Here is a 17,382-nt window from a genome sequence, read left to right on the forward strand (position 1 = left end):
CAGTCAGGAAAGATCAAAGGCGCGAAAAACGCGACGCAGCCCACCCCGCATGACGGGGTGTGGCTGCGTCGCCCTCCTGAACCGGTCCCACCCCCATAGCCAAGCTTCGCAATCGCACCGCGATCAGCCTCCGCCGGATGCCCGTTCGGCCAGGCGCCGGTGACAAACGCCCCCGCCACCGGGCCTGACACCGGCGATTGGGGCGCGCCGCGGTGGATCTACTCGGCCGCCTGCCTGACCGATGCGCCGTCGCCATATGGGACGTTGATACCGCCGTAGCGGCGCACACGGATATTGCATTGCTCGGCATGGCCGACGAACCCTTCGAGCATACACAGGCGGCTGCCATATGCGCCGATCATCGCCGCGGGCTCGTCGGTAACAACCTTCTGATAGCTGTGGGTCTTGAGGTATTTGCCGACCCAGAGACCACCGGTATAACGGCCCGCCTTCTTGGTCGGCAGCGTGTGGTTGGTGCCAATCACCATGGCCCCGTTGGCGACATTGGTGCGCGGCCCCAAAAACAGCGCGCCATAGCAGGTCATGTTGTCCAGGAACCAGTCATCGCGGTCGGTCATCACCAGCACGTTCTCGGAGGCAATATCATCTGCCACGGCGCGCATCTCGTCATAACTGTCGCACAGGATAACCTCGCCATAGGTTTCCCAGCTGGCGCGGGCGGTCTCGGCCGTTGGCAGGATGCCCAGAATGCGGTCGATTTCCTCCAGCATGCCTTCTGCCAGCCTGCGGGAATTGGTCACCAGCACGCAAGGTGAGTTGTAGCCGTGTTCCGCCTGTCCCAGCAGGTCCGTGGCGCAGAGTTCAGGTTCGGCATGATCCGATCCTTTCGGGCTGGTGTGCAGTGCGGCTTCTTGGCCTGCGGTCACGCCACCCGCTTCAGGGCCAGGACGGCATTCAGACCACCAAAGGCGAAGGCATTGGACAGCGCCACGTCTACCTGGGCCTCGCGCGCCTCGTTGGGCACGACGTCAAGGGCACATTCCGGGTCCGGTTCCTCGTAGCCGATCGTGGGCGCGATGATGCCATCGCGCAGCGCCATGATGCAGGCCAGCAATTCCACGGCCCCGGTGCCGCCGATACAATGACCGTGCATCGACTTGGTCGAGGAAATCATCAGCTTGTCCGCGTGACGCCCGAACACATCCGCCACCGCGGCGCATTCGGTCTTGTCATTGGCCGCGGTTCCGGTGCCGTGGGCATTGATATAGCCCACCTCGTCAAGGTTGATACGCGCATCACTCAGCGCCCCGCGCATCGCCCGCGCCGCCCCCTGTTTCGACGGCATCACGATGTCCGACGCGTCCGACGTCATGGCGAAGCCGGCGACCTCGGCCAGCATCTCGGCACCGCGCTTGCGGGCGTGCTCGTATTCCTCAAAGACGAAAATCCCGGCGCCTTCACCCTGGACCATGCCGTTGCGGTTGGCGGAAAACGGGCGGCAGCCATCCTTGGACATCACCCGCAGCCCCTCCCACGCCTTGACCCCGCCAAAACACAGCATGGATTCCGACCCGCCGGTGATCATCACCGGGGCCGAACCGCCATGCACCATCTGGAAGGCCTGCGCCATCGCGTGGTTCGAGGACGCACAGGCGGTCGAAACGGTGAAGCTGGGGCCCTTGAGGTTATATTCCATCGAAATGTGACCGGCGGCCGCGTTGTTCATCAGCTTGGGCACGACAAAGGGATGCACGCGATTCTTGCCATCCTCGTAGACCGAGCGGTAATTCTCGTCGAGCGTGGTCATGCCGCCGCCGGAATTGCCCATCACCACGCCGGATTTCGCCGCCAGCGCGCCGGAAAATTCCAGCCCGGATTGGGCTATCGCCTCTTGCGCGGCGATCAGGGTGAACTGGGTGAACCGGTCGTAAAGCGCCAGTTGCTGCCGGTTGAACCGCGCTTCGGCGTCATAGCCGGTGACCTGCCCGCCAATTCGAATCGACAGGCGTTCGACATCGCGAAAGGTCAGTTCGCCGATGCCACAATGCCCCTCGCGCATCGCCGCAAGCGTGTCCGGCACGTTATGCCCGAGGGCATTGATCGTGCCTGCCCCGGTAATGACAACCCGCTTCACGATTGCTCTTTCACCAGTTTTTCAATCCCCGTGATGATCGAGGCCACTGTCGAGATGTCGAAATCGCTTTGGTGCGGCTCGTTGGCGTTGAAGGGGACCGAAATATCGAATTCCTCTTCGATGGCGAAAATGCTCTCGACCAGCCCAAGACTGTCAATGCCGATATCCTCCAGCGTGCTGTCCTCGGTGACATCAGAAGGTTCCAGCACGGCCTGTTCGGCAATGATCTTGATAACACGATCCTTGATAGTCATTCCTATGGCCTTCCAGCAGTGGTTGCGCCCGATTTAGTCACTCGGGTTCAACTTGGAAACTGTTTTCTTCAAATCCGCGACATCGGTGAACAGTCGCTTCAGACGCCGCAACCCTTTGAAAACCTCCATCGTCGTTTCCATCTTCATCGCCGGATAGCCCAGCATGACACGGCCCTCGGGGATGTTCGACAGCACGATCGTGCCACCGCCGGTAATCACGTTGTCGCCGATGAAAATATTATCGCTGACGCCGGTCTGCCCGCCCAGAACCACGTTGTTCCCGATCCTGGTGGACCCGGCGATCCCCACACAGCCACAAAGCAGGCTGTCATTGCCGATCTCGACGTTGTGGCCAACCATGACAAGGTTATCGATCTTGGTTCCGTTGCCGATCCGGGTGTCGCGGATCGTGCCGCGGTCGATCGTGCAATTGGATCCCAGCTCTACGTCGTCGCCGATGCTGACCGCGCCAAGGCTGTGAATGCGGGTCCAGGATTGCGAGCGCGTATCGCCCTGGTCCCCCAGGGTCTGGCGCGCCTGTTCGACCGATGATTTCTCGGGCGTGACATAGGAAAACCCGTCGCCGCCGACGACCGCCCCGGGCTGGGCGATGAAGCGTTCCCCGATCCGGACCCGCGCGCCGATCCGGACCCCCTCGCGCAGGAATCCCATCGTGCCGATCCGCGCATCGGTGCCGACGAAACATTGCGGGCCGATCACCGTGCCCGCCCCGATCCGGGCGCCCGCACATATGACCGCCAGCGGGCCGACCGTGACGCCGGCCCCAAGCTCGGCCGTTTCGTCCACGACAGCCGAGGGGTGAATGCCATCGGCCCACCCCTGCCCCGGATCCATCATGGTGGTCAGCCCCGACATCGCATAGCGTGGCCGGGGTGAGATGATCGCCGCCTCAAGCCCAAGCGCCTGCCAGTCCGCCCCGTCCCAGACCATCGCCGCCCTGGCCGCGCCCTTGGGCAGGCTGTCGGCATATTCCGGTTTCATGGCCAGCGCCAGATCGCGGGCTGAGGCATCGGCCGGTTCGGCCAGGCCGTCAATCTCCATGTCGACGGCGCCAAGGGCCTTGGCCCCAAGCGCCGTTGCAATCTGTTCTATCGTGTAGGCCATGACACTCTCCTGGTTACGGAGAGTGGTTTATCCCTGAACTCCGGCCAGCGAAACCCCCGCCTTGGACAGGGCATCCCAAATCCTTGCATCCCGCCCATAGACATCGCGGCGGAACTGGGTCCGGCCCTTGGCCTGGGTGAACGCAGTGCGGTAGGTGATGTGCACCGGCACCGGCTGTTCCAGCTGCACGACGGTCTCGCGCCCGGTATCCAGCTTGGCGTGGAACACCCCCTTGGGGTCGCTGGTCTGCTTGGACAGAAGCTCGTAGGCAAATTCGAACGGCTGCTGAAGGCGGATGCAGCCATGGCTGAAATCACGTTTCTCACGCGCGAACAGTGCTTTCTCGGGCGTGTCGTGCAGATAGATGTTGTACTTGTTCGGGAACATGAACTTGACCAGGCCCAACGCGTTCCGGCGCGATGGCGGCTGCTTGATGTCGAACGGGAAGTTGCGTTCATTGAACGCGGCAAAATTCACCGCGCCGCGCGGCACTTTGCGGCCGCTGCCATCATAAAGCTGCAGATGCCCCGCCGCGTTCGGATTGCGCTTCATCATCGGCAGGTATTCCTTGACCGCGATCGAGCGCGGTACGTTCCAGGTCGGGTTGATCACCATGAATTCCATGACGTCGGAAAATTCCGGGCTGCGGCGATCATGCACGTTCTTGCCCACCACCGCGCGGGTCTGGAATGTCACCCGGTCATTGTCGACGATACGGGCGCTGAAATCGGTCAGGTTCACCAGCACGTGCCGCTCGCCGCGTTCCTTGTTCATCCAGCGTTCGCGCTCCATCGCGACCATGACCGATTGCAGCCGGTCCCGGACCGAGCGATTGACCTCGATCATCGTGCCCGCACCAGCAACGCCATCGGGTTCCAGGCCGTGATCCTGCTGAAACAGCTGCACTGCCTTCTGCATGTTCGCATCATAGGTCTGGCTGGACGTGCGCCGCATGTAACCCATTGAAATCAACCTGTTACGCAGCACGACAACGGCGCCGCCGCTGCTGCCGGGCTTGAGCGACTTGGCAGGCACCTTCTGCCCCCATCCGCCCTGTGCGATCAGCTTCTCAAGCTTGATTTTTTCCTTCATCAGACGCGCGTATTCATTGGTCTGCGGAGGCAGCACGCGGAAGAAACTGCGCGGGTTGCTCTTGGCAAAGCTGGTCAGATAGCTGGTGCGGTTGCGATAGGGAACCACGCGCTTGATGCCATCATCAACCTTCGCCGGAATCAGCGCGCCGGTCTGCATGTCGCGGGCAAGCTGAAGGAAGGTCTGGCTGAGCTCGACCTCGATCAGCCCGCGGTCGCGCGGCGTGCGCGCGGCCTTCATCCGCGCCATCAGGCCGGCGGCATCGTAGCGCGCCACCGGCAGGCCGTGGCTGTCGGCGCTGGCGATCGCCTTGAAAAGCTCCTGTCGGCGGCGGCGATCCTTGCCGCCCTTGCCGGTCCAGAGCCCCTGATACCCGTTGGCCTGGTAGAAGGCGGCCAGGTCGCGATCCTTGGCGGCGGCTTCGGCCACGGCCTGCTTGTAGGCGGTAACCTGAGCCTCGGCCCCCGCCGGCGCCAGGAGAGTGGCAACGAAAATGGGCAGCGAGAATACGAAGCCCCGCACAAAATTCACCGGCATGGTCGAAATCATAAAGTTCCCCTCGATACGGTCGCGGACGGACAAAAGTGTGCCGTTCTATCCCGCAGAATGTCAAAACAAGTCCATTCAAAACTTTAGCAACAGGTTAAACGCATCGTGAAATGCGGCGAAAACGCATCGGAATTTACATATTTTCAACGCAATCTGGCGGTTTTGCGCAAAAAACTGCCGATCGGCCTGATCGAGACAATACCGACAAATTCCCCCCTTGGTTGGTGATTCCGTTTATGCCATAAAGTCCTCGCATCTGGGGATGAGATGGCAGGCCTGCCAAAACGGCAGGTGAACAGGTAAGCGACGGGACAGGCGCTAACTATATGACGGAAAATAGCACAACGGGCTTGACCCGACGTGGGGTGCTTCGTGCATTTGCAGCGACGAGTTTGATTGCTGCCCCTACTTTTTCGAATGCCGCGGGATTGCTGCGGGGGGCCGGCGACATCCGCCGGATCCGAATGACCTCCCCCAGAACCGGCGAGCGGATCGACACGATCTACTGGATCGAAGGCGAATACATCAAGGACGCCGTCAGCGAGATTTCGTTGTTCATGCGGGACTGGCGCACCAACGATGTCAAATCCATCGACATGCGCACCATCGACATCCTTGCCGCCAGCCACAATCTGCTGGACGTGAACGAACCCTACACATTGCTGTCCGGCTATCGCACGCCCAAGACCAACAAGATGCTGCGCAGCCGCTCACGCGGGGTGGCCAAGAACTCGCGCCACATGAAAGGCGAAGCCGCCGACCTGCGCCTGTCGTCGCGTTCGGTCAACCAGATGTACCGTGCCGCCGTTGCCTGCCAGGGTGGCGGGGTCGGACGCTATTCGCGCAGCAATTTCGTCCACATGGATTGCGGCCCGGTCCGCAGCTGGGGCGGCTGACACAGCTACGGGACTGAGGTCATTTCATGAAACACCGGTTTTGACAGCCGGTGTTTTTGTTTGTGAAATTGCCGGATACCGACCGCGGATGCCCCGTGTCCGGACGAAACGAATCCTTTCAGGTCAGTCAGTCTCAGGCGAATTTTGCCTGGCGCGCCGCCTGCAGCCGGGCAAAGTCATCACCTGCGTGATACGATGACCGGGTCAGCGGCGTGGCCGAGACCATCAGGAAGCCCTTGCCATAGGCCGCTTTCTCATAGGCGGCAAATTCCTCGGGCGTGACGAAGCGGTCAACCCTGTGATGTTTCGGCGTGGGTTGCAGATACTGGCCGATGGTCAGGAAATCTATGTTGGCGGCGCGCATGTCATCCATGACCTGATGCACGGATTGGCGATCCTCGCCAAGGCCCACCATGATACCGGACTTGGTGAACATGGTCGGGTCCATTTCCTTGACCCGCTGCAGCAAGCGCAGGGAATGGAAATAGCGCGCGCCGGGACGTACCTCGGGGTAAAGCCCGGGGACCGTTTCGAGGTTGTGGTTGAACACGTCCGGCTTGGCCTCGACGACGACTTCCAGAACCTTCGGGTCGCAGTTCAGGAAATCCGGCGTCAGAATTTCAATCGTGGTCGCCGGGCTTCGGTGGCGGATCGCCCGAATCGTCTGGGCGAAATGCTCGGCCCCGCCGTCCTTCACGTCGTCGCGGTCCACGCTGGTCACGACCACGTGGTTCAATCCCAGTTTCTGCACCGCATCGGCCACCCTGCCCGGCTCGAACGCGTCAAGCGCTTCGGGCGGCTTGCCGGTGGCGATGTTGCAGAAGGTGCAGGCCCGGGTACAGACCTCGCCCATGATCATCATCGTGGCGTGGCCCTGGCTCCAGCATTCACCGACATTGGGGCATCCGGCCTCTTCGCAGACAGTGACCAGCTTGTGCTCGCGCATGATCCGCGCGGTCTGACGATACCCGTCGCCCGACGGCGCCTTTACCCGGATCCAGTCCGGCTTGCGCGGCTGCGCATTGTCGGGCTTGTGAGCCTTTTCCGGGTGGCGTTGTTCCGGGATCTTGAGGTCGCGCACGAATTATTCCCCGCGAATGGTTTGGTAATATCTCTTATCTATAGTCAACGGCGGTGGAAAGTACCAGTTCTGCAGAGCTGCCATGCAGGCAACGCAGTTTCTTAACGAGTGTCCACCGTTAACCAGTTTGCTGTTGTTTGTGCGGCTCGTGCCCCTTTGGGTCGCGGGCCGTTTCTTGCCCGCGCGGGATGCCGGGCGGGATCGGGCCGCTGCCCGACATACCTGCTTTCAACGGCGCACCGCGCCGCCTATTCTGCCGCTGCCCTATCAGGATGAAAGGCCCGGACAGGATGGATTGGCAAGTACATCGCCGCGAGGCGCACGCCCTCGGACGAACGCAGGAATACCTCAAGCAGATCGTCTATGGCGGCAATGACGGCATCGTCACGACCTTTGCCATCGTCGCGGGTTTCGCCGGGGCCGCGGCCGAGGGCGTTGCCCAGATCGGTGGCCTGGCGGTCCTGGTCTTTGGGTTGGCCAATCTTTTTGCCGATGCCGTCAGCATGGGGTTGGGAGAGTTCCTGTCATTGCGGTCGCAGCACGATCTCTACCGGTCGCGGCGCGAAAGCGAACTTCGCGAGATCATGCGCAATCCGCAGCAGGAACAGATGGAGCTTTTCGAAATTCTGCGCCAGCGCGGGCTGCCCGCCGGCGAGGCCGATACAACGGCCGCCATTCTTGCCCGTCACCCCGAGATGATGGCGGACCTGATGATGACATATGAGTTCGGCATGCAGGACCCGGACGAGGAAAACCCGGCCCTGAACGGCCTCTTTACCTTCGGTGCCTTCGTGGTGTTCGGTGCAATCCCGCTGCTGCCCTATTTCATCTACGAACCGACGGGCAGGACGTTCATGATGTCGCTTGCAACAACCTTTTCGGCCCTCGTGGCGCTGGGGCTGTTGCGGTGGAACGCCACGGGCGAAAAGCTGCTGCGGTCAGTGGGCGAGACCGTACTGGTGGGTACGGTCTGCGCCTTGGTTGCATTTGCGGTGGGGTGGATCGTGGGCGGGTAGCCACCCGGAACGTCGCGTCAGCCGATCATGCCGCCGGCATCACCCAGATCGTCAAAGTGCCGCTTGAGCCGTTGCAGCGCGATGCGCAGGACGATCTTGCCCGACCTTGCCGACCAGCCCATGCGCTTTTCGGCCCGCTCCAGCCCTTCCAGATAACAGCAGCACCTGAGCGCGACATCGCCAAGGCCCGGCCCCAGATCACGCAGCGCGTTGGTCACGCGCATGCGGGCCGCCTCGGCACCGCGGGCCGATCCGTCCAATGGCGCAATCGCGCGTTCGGTATTGGTCAGGAACTTGTCCCAGTTGGTTTCGCTCCGGCGGCCCATCTGGGCCAGTTCGAAATCTTCTCTCAGCCGTTCGCCGGCGCGTACCAGATCGCTGGACAGAAACGGCTCTCCGTCCCGGTCCTTGCGCCGCGCCAGCGCCGATAGCGGCGTTTCCGCCATGTTGTAACGCACGCGCCTTGACCGGTTGATGCGGATTTCATCCTCATCCGCGGCCATCGCATTGTTATAGGGGCTATCGAAGGCCGTTTGCGATTCAGCAAAGCCAACCGCCTTGTTTTCCGCCTCGGCCAGCATCATGTTCAGCGCCGACCGGCCCGATCTGGTGATGTGATACCGCGCGATCCGGCCGGGCGCATCACAGGCGATCCATTCCTTCAGCGCCATCGCCTCGGCAATCTCGCGATCGACGATACCGGTGCGTACGGATTGCCCATCGGCGGTCTCGCGCACCACGACGGCCTTGTCCATTTCAGCCGCAACCGCCAACACCGCGCCGGTCTCGCACAGGTTGCGCAATATGCGTCTGCTTTCCTCTTTCAGCCTTGCTTCGGACAGTGCTTCGGCGTCGGTTTCGGTCTTTGGCAGTGCGGTCATCTTGCTCTCCATAAAGGGAGAACCGGCATCTCTTTCGTTGAAGAACTGTCGGCCAAGCCGGCGAAGCGCCTGATCAACCAGCAGATCATCACGTCGCGTCTCAAAGCTGCGTATCTGTCGCAGAACGGTCGAGGCATGGCATCCTGCATCACGCGCCAAAGCCCGGATGGAGGTGCCGATTTCAGTGTGCAGGAGGTAGTGCAATACAGTTTCCGGTACCCAGGAAGGCAGCTCTGCAAAGCTGATCTCCTTCCTTCCGCACTGCCCCAATGATTGTCCTTGTGCCAATCCTTCACCCAACTCTTGGACCGTTAATCCACAGACTTTTACAACCTAAGCGAGCAATCGTTACCGGTTCGTTAATTGTTGCGAACTTTACAACCATTGTTTCCGCACGGTGAACAATTGAAAAGCGTTGCGAACGGCGGTTTCGCACGGCGCGCAACACCCGCATGGGTTGTGTCAACAATACGATGAATCAAATTGGGGAACGACTCTATGAACGACATTCTGACGAAACTCGACACCCTGAAGCGCCCGCGCCTTTTGATCCGGGCGGCCCGGATCGGCATGAACGAATATCGCCGAGACGTGCATCTGAGACGGCATCTGGGCCATGGGCCACTGCCGCGCAGCGGGGCCGCGCTTGCCCGCTTGGTCGAGATTGAAGCGATGGTCGATCAGCAACGCCGCGAACGCCAGGCTGGCTATTCATCGGTACAGCATGTCGACCTGTTGATCGCGATGATGGGCGAGGCGCGCATCGTTCGCGCCTCGCAAGCCAACATCGCACCGCTGCGGAATTGCGTCAGGTAAACGAATCCGGCATCGACGCCTTTTTTTCCGCCACATAGGCCGAAAGCGCCTCGGCGACCGCCGGATCCATCGCGGGTTGCTGATAGTTGTTCAGCAGATAGTCAACCCGGTTGGTCGCCAGCTTGTAGGTGTCACGCTCGCCTTCCTCGGCCCAGGTCTCGAACGGTTTGTAATCCAGCAGGTTGGACTTCCAGAACGCCGACTTGAAGTTCGCCTGCGTATGGGCGCAGCCAAGGTAGTGACCGCCGGGGCCGACTTCGCGGATGGCATCCATCGCCTGGCCGTTTTCATCCACCGATATGCCCTTCGCCAGGCCATGCAGCGCGCCAAGCTGATCGGCATCCATCACGAATTTCTCGAAATCCGCGACAAGCCCGCCTTCGAGCCAGCCGCAGGCGTGCAGCATAAAGTTGACGCCCGAGAGCAACCCCATGTTCAGGCTGTTGGCGGTCTCATAGGCGGCCTGTGCATCCGGCAGCTTCGATCCGCAGAACGACCCCGCAGACCGGAACGGCAGGTTCAGACGGCGCGCCAGCTGCCCCGCACCATAGGTCACCAGCGATGCCTCGGGAGTGCCGAATGTCGGCGCACCGGACCCCATGTCGATCGAGCTGACGAAGGCGCCGAAGATCGCCGGTGCACCCGGACGCACCAACTGGTTATAGGCCACGCCGGCCAACACCTCGGCCAGCACCTGGGTCAGCGTACCGGCCACCGAAACCGGCGCCATTGCACCGCCGACGATGAAGGGCGAAATGATGCAGGCCTGGTTGTTTTCCGCATAAACCTCCAGCGCGCCCATCATCACATCGTCGAAGGTCATCGGCGAGTTGATATTGGTCAGCGAGGTCATGACCGTGTTCTGCCGCACAAAATCCTCACCAAAGAGGATCCCGCACATATCCACGCTGTCCTGCGCCCTGCTGGGATCGGTGACCGATCCCATGAACGGCTTGTCGCTCAGCGTCATATGCGCGTGCACCATGTCCAGGTGCCGCTTGTTCACGGGAATGTCAGTAGGCTCGCACACGGTTCCGCCGGAATGGTGCAGCCATTTCGACATGTAGGCCAGTTTCACGAACTTGTTGAAATCGTCCATCGTTGCGTAGCGGCGGCCACCGGCGGCGTCGCGCACGAAGGGCGGGCCGTAGACCGGCGCCAGCACCAGGTTTCGGCCGCCGATGACGACCGATTTTTCCGGGTTGCGGGCATGCTGGGTGAATTCCGACGGCGCCGTCGAACAGAGTTTGCGGGCCAGGCCACGCGGAATACGCACCCGTTCGCCATCGATATCCGCACCGGCATTGCGCCAGCGTTCCAGCGCGCCGGGGTTGTCGACGAAATTGACACCGACTTCTTCAAGGATCGTTTCGGCATTGGCTTCGATGATCTCGAGAGCCTCTTCGTTCAACACCTCGAAATTCGGAATGTTGCGCTGAATGTACTTGGCGGTTTCGATATTGACGGCGGTCCGTTCCGCCCGTCGGGCGGCGCCACCGCCACCACGTCCACGTCTGCGGGCTGTTGCCTCGGACATAGTTAAGCACCCTTTTCTTGCTGGCACACTGAAATCGTGCGGATCATTCCTTTTTATAATAGCAAGATTTGCGCCCGCGGAAGAATTGCGCCCCCTGAGAGGGGAAAACGACATATTCGCCATCCGCCGGCGACACTCCGGCCCATGGCGTCAGCGATCATCGACCGCAACGAAAGGTTGGCGCTGACCGCTTAGTGGCGCTTGGATCAGCACGTCAGAAAGCACCTCCCGCGGTTTTTCGGGTCGCAGACCTGTCTGACGTCCCCGCCCCCTCATGTGGCAACCGGGGCGCGGCGTGCGGGTGTATTACCAGCGCGCCTGGTCCGCTTTTGGCTTGCGCGGATTTTGACGCGGGTTTACCAGCAGCAGCATGAGCCAGACATCCCATGACCGCCTTCTGATCATCGACTTCGGCAGCCAGGTGACGCAGCTGATTGCCCGCCGCCTGCGAGAGCTGAACGTCTATTGCGAAATCCACCCCTACCAGAATGTCACCGACGCGTTTCTGGCGGAATTCGCCCCTCGGGCCATCATCTTTTCGGGCGGCCCCGATTCAGTGGTGCGCGAAGGAAGCCCCCGCCCCCCGAAATCCGCCTACACTCTTGGCGTGCCCATCCTGGGCATCTGCTACGGGCAACAGGTGATGATGCAGGATCTGGGCGGCACCGTCGAAGGCGGCAAGATTTCCGGCGGTGGCGGCACCGCCGAGTTCGGCCGCGCCTTTGTGACGCCGGCTGGCGACAGTTTGCCGCTGCTCGATGGCTGGTTCGCCGACGATAAAGAACAGGTCTGGATGAGCCACGGCGATCACGTCAGCAAGCTCGCGCCCGGTTTCCGCGTCTTCGGCACCTCGCCGAACGCGCCTTATGCGATCACGGCCGATCCGGACCGGAACTTCTATGCCGTCCAGTTCCACCCCGAGGTGCACCACACGCCGAACGGAAAGATTCTCTACGAAAATTTCATACGCGCCGCTGGCTTTACCGGTGACTGGACGATGGGCGCCTACCGCGACGAGGCGATTCGCAAGATCCGCGAACAGGTCGGCGACAAACGCGTGATCTGCGGACTTTCCGGCGGGGTCGACAGCTCGGTCGCCGCGGTATTGATCCACGAGGCGATCGGCGACCAACTGACCTGCGTTTTCGTCGATCATGGTCTCTTGCGCCTCAACGAGGCGGATGAGGTGGTGTCGATGTTCCGCGACAACTACAACATCCCGCTGATCCACGCCGATGAATCCGAACTTTTTCTGGGTGAACTTGACGGCGTAAGCGACCCGGAAACCAAGAGAAAAATCATCGGGCGGCTGTTCATCGACGTGTTCCAGAAACATGCCAACACGATCGACGGCGCCGAGTTCCTGGCGCAGGGCACGCTTTACCCGGACGTGATCGAATCCGTCAGCTTCTCGGGCGGGCCGTCGGTGACGATCAAATCGCACCATAATGTTGGCGGGCTGCCGGAAAAGATGGGCCTGAAACTGGTCGAGCCGCTGCGCGAGCTGTTCAAGGACGAGGTCCGCGCCCTGGGCCGCGAACTGGGCCTGCCCGACAGCTTCATTGGCCGCCACCCCTTTCCCGGCCCAGGCCTGGCCATCCGCTGCCCCGGTGAGATCACCCGCGACAAGCTGGAGATCCTGCGCAAGGCCGATGCGGTCTATATCGACCAGATTCGCAAACACGGGCTCTACGATGATATCTGGCAGGCCTTTGTCGCCATCCTGCCGGTACGCACCGTCGGCGTCATGGGCGACGGGCGCACCTATGATTTCGCCTGCGCCCTGCGCGCGGTCACCTCCGTGGACGGCATGACGGCGGATTATTTCCCGTTCAGCCACGATTTCCTAGGCGAAACCGCCACGCGGATCATCAACGAGGTCCAGGGCATCAACCGCGTCACCTATGACATCACCTCGAAACCCCCGGGCACGATCGAGTGGGAGTGACCGCCCGAACCGACAGCGGCCAGACGCTGCAGGCGGCGCTGTGGATGATCGGCGCGATCGTGTCGTTCACGATGATGGCGGTGGCCGGACGCGCGGTGAGTTTCGAGCTCGATACGTTCGAGATCATGATGTATCGCAGTTTCGTGGGCGTGATGATCGTCGCGCTGTGCCTGTCGGTTTCGGGCAAATGGCATCAGGTCCAGCTGACACATACCCGCCTGCACCTAGTGCGCAACGGCTTTCACTTTGCCGGCCAGAACCTGTGGTTCTACGCACTGACGGCAATCCCGCTGGCACAGGTCTTCGCGCTCGAGTTCACGTCGCCGCTCTGGGTGCTGGTGCTGTCTCCGCTGATCCTGGGCGAACGATTGACACGGATCAGGACGATCTCGGCGATTCTGGGGTTCATCGGCATCCTCATCGTTGCCCGGCCCAGCCCCGATACCGTCAGCACCGGTACGCTGGCAGCCGCCGCCGCCGCCATCGGGTTTGCCGGGGCGATCATGTTCACCAAGAAACTGACCCGCCTGACGACGCTGGCAAGCATCCTTTTCTACCTGACCGTAACGCAAAGCGTGTTTGGGATGGTCTTTGCCGGGGCGGATGGCAATATCGCCCTGCCCTCTGCCTCCACGATACCCTGGCTGATCGTGATCGGCATCGCCGGGCTGGTGGCGCATTTCTGCATGACCACCGCGCTGTCCATCGCGCCGGCCACCGTGGTCACGCCCGTGGATTTCGCCCGCCTGCCGGTAATCGCGATCATCGGCGCACTGTTCTACAATGAACCGATCGACGCCCTGGTCATCTTCGGGGCGATGATAATCTTTGGCGCGAACTATTTGAACATCTGGTCAGAGACCAGGAAATAATCCACATTCTGCCCGTTTTTCCCGCTAAAAGTGTGTCGCACAGAGCACCTATCACATCCGAACTAGTTGTGACGCTGCGTTATTATTTGACGAATGCGTGACAGCCTATAAGCATCCCCTCAATGTTTTTCGGAGGAGAGGAAACATGAGGAAACATGCTCTGGCAGCCACCGCGCTGACCATTGCCGCGACGGGAGCCGCCAACGCCGGCGGTATCATGCGGGATGGGGATCGTTCGCAGATCCTGTTCGAAGAAGGCCGCAACTACGTCGAATTCACCGCAGCGTCGGTCAGCCCGAATGTCAGCGGTTCGCTCCTGGGTGGAGCGTTGGGCTCGGGTGGCATTCAGAAGAGCTATCTCAACTTTTCGGGCGCCTATAAATTCCAGCCCAATGACCAATGGGCCTTTGCCATTGTCGCCAACGAACCGGTAGGGGCTGACGTCTCCTATGTCGCGGGTACACCCTATCCGTTTTCCGGCTCCAGCGCCTCGATCGACTCGGTCGCTGTCACCGGTTACGTGAAGTACAATTTCAGCGAACGTGTCAGCGCATATGGCGGCCTGCGGCTGCAGGGTCTGACCGGCAATCTGGCAATTCGTACGGCTGGTCTGCCGCTGCCGCCGGTCTATAACCTGAATGTCGATCAGGATTTCCGCCTGGGCTATGTCGTCGGCGGTGCCTATCAGATCCCCGCCATCGCGATGAAGGTCGCCCTGACCTACGAATCCGAGATCGAGCACAGCTTTATCGACAACACCGGCACGAATTTTGACGTGACCATTCCGCAGGCCGTGACCCTTCACGCGCAAAGCGGCATCGCGCAGAACACGCTGATCTTCGGTTCGGTCCGCTGGCAGGAATGGACCGCCTTCGAAATTCGTCCTCTGGACTTCCTCGGCGGGGCCGTGGCCATCGCCAGCGAACCCTCCGATATCTGGACCTACGAAGTGGGCATCGGTCAGCGCTTCAACGAGAACTGGTCGGGCGCTTTCACGATCGGCTACGAGGAAGATCAGGGCGATGTCGTCGGCAACCTGTCCGGCAAGGACGGTTTCACCAGCGTTGGCGTTGCCATGAAATACCAGAAAGAAGGCTGGGAAGTGACCACCGGTGTCAAATACTTTGATATCGGCGGGGCACGCACAAGCATCGGCGCCAATTTCACGGACAACGATGCGATTGCCGCCGGCGTCAAGGTCGGCTTCCGCTTCTGACCTCCGTCACATGTCAGCATCAGAACCCGCCTGGCTTCCGGGCGGGTTTTTTCGTGCCAGCCGTCGCTAAGCATTTGACCCACCATGCCCTGCTTTGTACGAAAGCTCAAAAAGGGACAGGCGATGATCTACAAATCGGCACAGGACTGGTTGAACGCACCGCATAAGCGCGTGCTTTTTTATGGCATGTCGGGCGTGGGCAAGACCCACCTGTCGAACATGCTGCGCGCCCAGGGCGACTGGTTTCACTACTCGATAGATTATCGCATCGGCACCCGCTACATGGGGGAACTGATCGCCGACAACGCCAAGGCGCACGCGATGAAGGTACCGTTCCTGCGCGAGCTGCTGCTGTCGGATTCGATCTATATCGGCTCCAACATCACGTTCAACAATCTCTCGCCGGTCTCGACCTACCTGGGCAAACCCGGTGATCCGGCCAAGGGCGGAATGCCGATCGACGAATACCGCCAGCGCCAGGAACAGTTCCGCACCGCCGAGATTGCCGCGCTGAACGACACCGGGCATTTCATCGCTCGCGCGCAATCACTTTATGGCTACCCGAACTTCATCTGCGATACGGGCGGGTCGATCTGCGAATGGGCTGACGGCGACGATCCGGATGATCCGCTGCTGACGGAACTGTCGCAGCACTGCCTGCTGGTGCATATCGAAGGCACCGAGGCCCATACCCAGGAGCTGATCCGCCGGTTTGACCGCGCCCCGAAGCCGATGGCCTACCAACCGGAATTCCTGATCGGCGCCTGGAATGAATATCTGAGTGAAAACAAATGCTCACCAGATGAAGTTGACCCTAATTCCTTTATCCGCTGGACCTATGCCCGCGCCCTTGCCCATCGCCAGCCGCGTTATCAGGCGATGGTCAAATGGGGGGTCAGCGTCACGGCGGATCAGGTTGCCGCCGTCGACACCGCCGCAGATTTCGATGCGATGATCGCCGCCGCGCTTGACGCGCGCTGACGCCCCGAACACCGCCACTGGAACTCGGGCAGAAATACGCCTATCTCTTCGGCTCAGCCAGACAGGACAGATTCAATGCCGATCAAGATCCCCGCCAACCTGCCCGCCTATGACGTGCTCACGCGCGAAGGCGTCATGGTGATGGACGAGGATCAGGCCGCCCGCCAGGACATCCGCCCCCTGCGCATCGGACTGCTGAACCTGATGCCCAAGAAAATCCAGACGGAAAACCAGTTTGCCCGGCTGATCGGTGCAACGCCCCTGCAGATCGAGCTGAGCCTGATCCGCATGAGCGGGCATCGGACCCGCAACACCGCGGCCGAACATATGGCCAGTTTCTATCGCCCGTTTTCCGAGGTCATCGCCAGCGGCGAGAAATTCGACGGGCTGCTGATCACCGGCGCGCCGATCGAACATCTGGAATTCGACAAGGTCACCTACTGGGACGAGCTTCGCCAGGTGTTCGACTGGACCCAGACCCATGTGCATTCCACCTTCGGTGTCTGCTGGGGCGGGATGGGGATGATCAACCATTTCCACGGGGTCAGGAAACATATCCTGCCGCACAAGGCGTTCGGCTGTTTCCGGCATCGCAACATGGCGCCTGCCTCGCCTTACCTGCGCGGGTTTTCCGATGATTGCGTGATCCCGGTCAGTCGCTGGACCGAGATGCTTCAGCCCGAGATCGACGCCGCCAGCGGCCTCAACACGCTTTTGTTCAGCGATGAGGTCGGTCCCTGCCTGGTCGAGGACCCCGCCCATCGCGCGCTCTATATCTTCAACCACTTGGAATATGACAGCGACACACTAAAACAGGAATATGATCGTGATGTCGCAGCCGGTGCGCCGATCAACGTGCCGTGTAACTATTATCCCGGGGATGACCCGACCAAGCCGCCGCTCAACCGCTGGCGCAGCCATGCGCATCTGCTCTATGGCAACTGGATTTCCGAGATCTACGAGACCACGCCGTTCGATATCTCGAAGATCGGGCTGGAAAGCACCGATTTGCGGGCCTGAGCC

At 61.1% G+C, this 17,382-nt stretch carries 15 protein-coding genes and 1 pseudogene; 8 read left to right on the forward strand and 8 right to left on the reverse strand.

Going from position 1 to position 17,382, the window contains the following annotated elements; translation table 11 throughout:
* Positions 1–218: 218 nt before the first annotated feature.
* From AAFO92_RS11655 to AAFO92_RS11675, 5 genes and pseudogenes are all read right to left on the reverse strand, one after another.
* Positions 219–830, reverse strand: a pseudogene (locus AAFO92_RS11655) (histidinol dehydrogenase); the annotation flags it as partial.
* Positions 831–883: 53 nt separating this feature from the next.
* Entirely contained in the window at positions 884–2,095 is a 1,212-nt protein-coding gene (locus AAFO92_RS11660; protein WP_347535239.1) for a beta-ketoacyl-[acyl-carrier-protein] synthase family protein, read from the reverse strand.
* A complete protein-coding gene (locus AAFO92_RS11665) occupies positions 2,092–2,349 on the reverse strand; it encodes an acyl carrier protein (RefSeq protein ID WP_347535241.1) in 258 nt (85 codons plus the stop codon). The genes AAFO92_RS11660 and AAFO92_RS11665 overlap by 4 nt, the downstream gene beginning before the upstream one ends.
* A 33-nt stretch (positions 2,350–2,382) precedes the next feature.
* On the reverse strand, positions 2,383–3,474 hold the full coding sequence (gene lpxD / locus AAFO92_RS11670; protein ID WP_347535243.1) for a UDP-3-O-(3-hydroxymyristoyl)glucosamine N-acyltransferase: 1,092 nt from the start codon (positions 3,472–3,474) through the stop codon (positions 2,383–2,385).
* A 27-nt stretch (positions 3,475–3,501) separates the two neighbouring features.
* Positions 3,502–5,103, reverse strand: coding sequence for a L,D-transpeptidase family protein (locus AAFO92_RS11675; RefSeq protein WP_347535245.1), 1,602 nt, complete (start codon positions 5,101–5,103; stop codon positions 3,502–3,504).
* Positions 5,104–5,441: 338 nt separating this feature from the next.
* Between AAFO92_RS11675 and AAFO92_RS11680 the strand changes: the two genes are divergently transcribed.
* Positions 5,442–6,011 carry a DUF882 domain-containing protein gene (locus tag AAFO92_RS11680; protein ID WP_347535247.1) on the forward strand — a complete coding sequence of 190 codons (570 nt, stop codon included), beginning with the start codon at positions 5,442–5,444 and terminating at the stop codon, positions 6,009–6,011.
* 133 nt (positions 6,012–6,144) lie between these two features.
* Here AAFO92_RS11680 and lipA read toward each other — a convergent pair whose 3' ends face one another.
* On the reverse strand, positions 6,145–7,092 hold the full coding sequence (lipA, locus tag AAFO92_RS11685) for a lipoyl synthase (protein ID WP_347535249.1): 948 nt from the start codon (positions 7,090–7,092) through the stop codon (positions 6,145–6,147).
* Between the two features lie 290 nt (positions 7,093–7,382).
* Here lipA and AAFO92_RS11690 point away from each other — a divergent pair, with 290 nt between their 5' ends.
* Positions 7,383–8,108, forward strand: a complete 726-nt coding sequence (locus AAFO92_RS11690) for a VIT1/CCC1 transporter family protein (RefSeq protein ID WP_347535251.1) — start codon at positions 7,383–7,385, stop codon at positions 8,106–8,108.
* 17 nt (positions 8,109–8,125) lie between these two features.
* On the opposite strand, the gene AAFO92_RS11695 is transcribed toward AAFO92_RS11690, so the two are convergent.
* Positions 8,126–8,989 (reverse strand): DUF6456 domain-containing protein, encoded by an 864-nt coding sequence (locus AAFO92_RS11695; RefSeq protein ID WP_347535253.1) that lies wholly within the window; start codon positions 8,987–8,989, stop codon positions 8,126–8,128.
* Between the two features lie 498 nt (positions 8,990–9,487).
* On the opposite strand from AAFO92_RS11695, the gene AAFO92_RS11700 reads away from it, so the two are divergent.
* On the forward strand, positions 9,488–9,805 hold the full coding sequence (locus AAFO92_RS11700) for a DUF6477 family protein (RefSeq protein WP_347535255.1): 318 nt from the start codon (positions 9,488–9,490) through the stop codon (positions 9,803–9,805).
* On the opposite strand, the gene AAFO92_RS11705 is transcribed toward AAFO92_RS11700, so the two are convergent.
* Positions 9,798–11,342: a trimethylamine methyltransferase family protein gene (locus AAFO92_RS11705; RefSeq protein WP_347535257.1), complete on the reverse strand. Its 1,545-nt coding sequence runs from the start codon at positions 11,340–11,342 to the stop codon at positions 9,798–9,800. The genes AAFO92_RS11700 and AAFO92_RS11705 overlap by 8 nt on opposite strands.
* 370 nt (positions 11,343–11,712) lie before the next feature.
* Here AAFO92_RS11705 and guaA point away from each other — a divergent pair, with 370 nt between their 5' ends.
* The 5 genes from guaA (at position 11,713) to metA (ending at position 17,379) form a co-directional block, all read left to right on the forward strand.
* The gene (gene guaA, locus AAFO92_RS11710; protein WP_347535259.1) at positions 11,713–13,290 is read left to right on the forward strand and encodes a glutamine-hydrolyzing GMP synthase; all 1,578 of its coding nucleotides are present in this window, start codon (positions 11,713–11,715) and stop codon (positions 13,288–13,290) included.
* Positions 13,291–13,334: 44 nt separating this feature from the next.
* Entirely contained in the window at positions 13,335–14,162 is an 828-nt protein-coding gene (locus tag AAFO92_RS11715) for a DMT family transporter (protein WP_347535671.1), read from the forward strand.
* A gap of 145 nt (positions 14,163–14,307) precedes the next feature.
* Positions 14,308–15,378: a hypothetical protein gene (locus tag AAFO92_RS11720; RefSeq protein ID WP_347535261.1), complete on the forward strand. Its 1,071-nt coding sequence runs from the start codon at positions 14,308–14,310 to the stop codon at positions 15,376–15,378.
* A 123-nt stretch (positions 15,379–15,501) separates the two neighbouring features.
* On the forward strand, positions 15,502–16,359 hold the full coding sequence (locus AAFO92_RS11725; RefSeq protein ID WP_347535263.1) for an ATPase: 858 nt from the start codon (positions 15,502–15,504) through the stop codon (positions 16,357–16,359).
* 75 nt (positions 16,360–16,434) lie between these two features.
* Complete coding sequence (metA, locus tag AAFO92_RS11730; RefSeq protein ID WP_347535265.1) at positions 16,435–17,379, forward strand: homoserine O-succinyltransferase; 945 nt, start codon at positions 16,435–16,437, stop codon at positions 17,377–17,379.
* Positions 17,380–17,382: the final 3 nt, after the last annotated feature.

The organism is Roseovarius sp. CAU 1744 (assembly GCF_039839345.1).
Classification (GTDB): Bacteria; Pseudomonadota; Alphaproteobacteria; order Rhodobacterales; family Rhodobacteraceae; genus Roseovarius.